This is a genomic window from Dolichospermum sp. LEGE 00246, from assembly GCF_015207865.1.
Taxonomy (GTDB): domain Bacteria; phylum Cyanobacteriota; class Cyanobacteriia; order Cyanobacteriales; family Nostocaceae; genus Dolichospermum; species Dolichospermum heterosporum.
Map to the genome: position 1 here is coordinate 1 of NZ_JADEWA010000545.1, position 3,226 is coordinate 3,226.

Sequence of the window (3,226 nt, forward strand, 5' to 3'; positions counted from 1 at the left end):
TCCAAACCTCTCCCCGAAGCGGGGAGAGGCTTTGAAAACCCCCTTCCCTCGTAGGGAAGGGGGCAGGGGGGTTAGGTTTTTGGAGATTATCGGTTTCATCTAATACTTTTAAAACATCCTCTAAGGGAACACCAAAAAATAAATTACCCAATTTTGTGGGATGGGCATCCTGCCTGTCCTTGATGATTAGCAGGCAATTCGTCCCGCACCACAAGAAATTTTTGGGTATTTTTTTAATTGGAAGTCCCTAATTCAAAGCTCCTAACCTACCTGTACCCCGATTGTATTGATAACTTTTCTGAATTAAACTAGGATGAGGACTAACACAATATCGTTTACCATCAATCATAATTGTGACTAACTTTTCCCCAGAGGTACAGGAAACATTAGTTAATTCCCAGCTTTTAATTAACTCTACATTAGCATCAGTGGCAAGCTGGGAAGTTGGTTTTGGATTTTCCTGTACTTTAGTCAAAGATTCTAACCTACCTGTACCCCGATTGTATTGATAACTTTTCTGAATTAAACTAGGATGAGGACTAACACAATATTGTTTACCATCAATCATAATTGTGACTAACTTTTCCCCAGAATCACAGGAAACATTAGTTAATTCCCAGCTTTTAATTAACTCTACATTAGTATCAATGGAAGAGTTAGAAGTTGGTTTTGGCTTTGCTTCTGCTTGAGAATTAGAAGTTGGTTTAGGATTTCCCTCTGCTTCAGGTGCAGGTTTTTTAACATAACGCCTATTAAATATTTCTGCGGATTTTTGATAATCTGCAAGTGCATTTTGATAAATACTAGTTAAAGTGTAGGCTATGGCGCGGTTAATGTAAGCATTAAAATCATCAGGATCAATAATAATAGCTAGAGTTGACACTTTTATAGCTGCTGGATAGTCTTTTAAGTTGTTAAACACATCTGCTTGAATTGTGTACCCATAACTATTGTGAGGATCAAGACGAATAGCTTGTTTGGAAGATTCCAACGCCGCTTGATACTTTCCTAATTTAATATAAGCCATAGCCTGATGGGCATAGGCGGCAGCATAGTTAGGGTTGAGACGAATTGCCCGGTTAAAATCCTCAAGGGCTGCTTGATCATTTTGTAAGAATATCTGACTCCAGCCCCGGTTGAGGTAGCCATCTAAGTAGTTAGGATCAAGAACAACAACTTGGTTAAAATCTGTAAGAGCTTCTTGATGTTTGCTGACCCATGTGTATGAATATCCCCTTTTAAAGTATGCTTCTATATATTTAGGGTCAAGCTTAATTGCTTGAGTAAAATCTGCCGCTGCGTCCTGATAATTATATTGATCTAGTTTAGTAATACCCCTAGCATAAAAGTCTCTTGCTGACTGAGGATTGTTTAAACGGGTAGCAGGACTTTCACTAGTAGAACTATTATCCTTCTTGATGGGGGTGTTTTTAATAATTGGCTCATTTGTAGCTAAAAAAGTATTAATAGGAATCCCCGCATTAAATCCTGTTTTCTGTGTTACCACTGCTCCCGTTTCTGTTTTATTCTTACCTGAAGTATCAGCTAACCCGTGAATCGCCACAACTCTACCAGCAATATCAAACACAGGACCGCCACTATTACCAGTTATGGTTCTAGCATCGTAAATTAAACCATAGCCATTAATGGCATTACTGGCACGAGAAACAACTATTCCCGTAGTGAAAGCAAAGTCTCTGGCAGCTCCAACCTTATCAAATACGGCTGGAAACCCACCAACAAAGACATCTGCACCCTCTACCATTTGATCAGAGTTTCCTAAAGTCGCAATAGGATAATCTTCTGGAGCCACAAAAGTAGCTATAGCTAAATCTGCATCATTTCTAGTTTGCTGTAATACTTTAATATCTTTGACAGGATAATCTTTACCCGTGTTTGTGCGTATAGAATAAGTAGTATCTGTAGCGCAAGTAATTTTTCCTGCCCGGCCTAAATCATCACACACCACATGATTAGCTGTGAGTACAGTGTAAGTATTACCTTGTTTAGCAATAATGACTCCTGAACCGCCGGGAGTGAGATCACCCCCTGCATTAATTTGGACTGAGGTGCTTTTAGCAATTTGAGCAATCTTTTGGGTACTAACAGTATCAGCAGCAGATGTTGGTAGAGAAATTACAATAGTTGCGATTACTGTCGTAGTCAAGATGGTATAATTTACCCTGGTAAAATATAAATTCATATTCTGATTCTGAGTCTTCTTGTAAGTTCTAGTAACTATGTTTTATCTTCCTTGACAATTTCTTGTTCTTCGAGAAAAGCAAGAACATTGTCAATAGGAATAGCCCAACTGAGAGATTCCATTTGCAAATAATCTTCTTCTTTTGGTATAGTCCCATCGGTAAAAGTAAAAGCCTCAATACCTTGAAAAGGATACTTTAATAGCCCATTAATACCAATTAGTTCACCTTGCTGATTTAAGGCAGGTCCCCCACTCATTCCTTGAAAGATATCATTAGTGTTGCCTAATTGATAACCTCCAGGGAGAGTTTTAGTAATCTGCATTTTAATAGTTCCAGGTTTGACTTGAAAGGCTTTAACTCCCCAATTTCGGGTTTCTTCCATTTTAGTGATCTTCTTGCCTTTGAAGACAAAATGCCAAGCTGGAAAACCAGAGGCGTATACTGTTTCTCCCTCAGAAATAGCTTTTGACTTTGGCAATGTTACTACTTGATAATCCTGTGGACTAGTAAATTTTACCAGGGCTAAGTCTAATTTTTTCGTATTCATGCCATTGACTTGTTGTCCCTGGTAAATCTTCCCATCAGCAGTCAAAATGCCATAACCATCTTCAGGACTATCAGCAACTACATGATTATTTGTTAATACTGTATAAGTTTGCCCTTCACGTTTAATGACCACCCCTGAGCCAGAACCAGATTGAGTTAAAATCCTCACAGTTACCTGATTGGCAATTTTGGCTGCGGTAACATCAGGCTCGGATGTAGCACCTAAAACTACTGGGGTGGAATGGGCATACAACTGAATCACACAAACCGTGGTAATAAATATTAAAAACAACCTGCGAGCTATGGGAGAAAACATGATTAATATTTAAATAATGTGGATTAAATCATGCTTACCAATTGTATATTAGTAATCAGGGAAAATATCAGAATTTCATCTGTTTCCTAATTACAGGAATACCCATCACCTTTTTCCCCTACCTCTCCCTGACCCAGGGGGGTGGGGAGGTGGGGGATGT

2 protein-coding genes are annotated in these 3,226 nt (G+C 38.8%); both read right to left on the reverse strand.

Going from position 1 to position 3,226, the window contains the following annotated elements; genetic code table 11:
- Nucleotides 1-247: 247 nt before the first annotated feature.
- A complete protein-coding gene (locus IQ228_RS23725) occupies nt 248-2,167 on the reverse strand; it encodes a tetratricopeptide repeat-containing serine protease family protein (RefSeq protein ID WP_228044044.1) in 1,920 nt (639 codons plus the stop codon).
- Nucleotides 2,168-2,238: 71 nt separating this feature from the next.
- Nucleotides 2,239-3,066 (reverse strand): serine protease, encoded by an 828-nt coding sequence (locus IQ228_RS23730; protein WP_193964661.1) that lies wholly within the window; start codon nt 3,064-3,066, stop codon nt 2,239-2,241.
- Between the last annotated feature and the right edge of the window lie 160 nt (nt 3,067-3,226).

Bases quoted from the DNA above. Each gene is read 5' to 3' on its own strand.
- IQ228_RS23730 (WP_193964661.1), bottom strand. From the start codon at position 3,066: ATGTTTTCTCCCATAGCTCGCAGGTTGTTTTTAATATTTATTACCACG.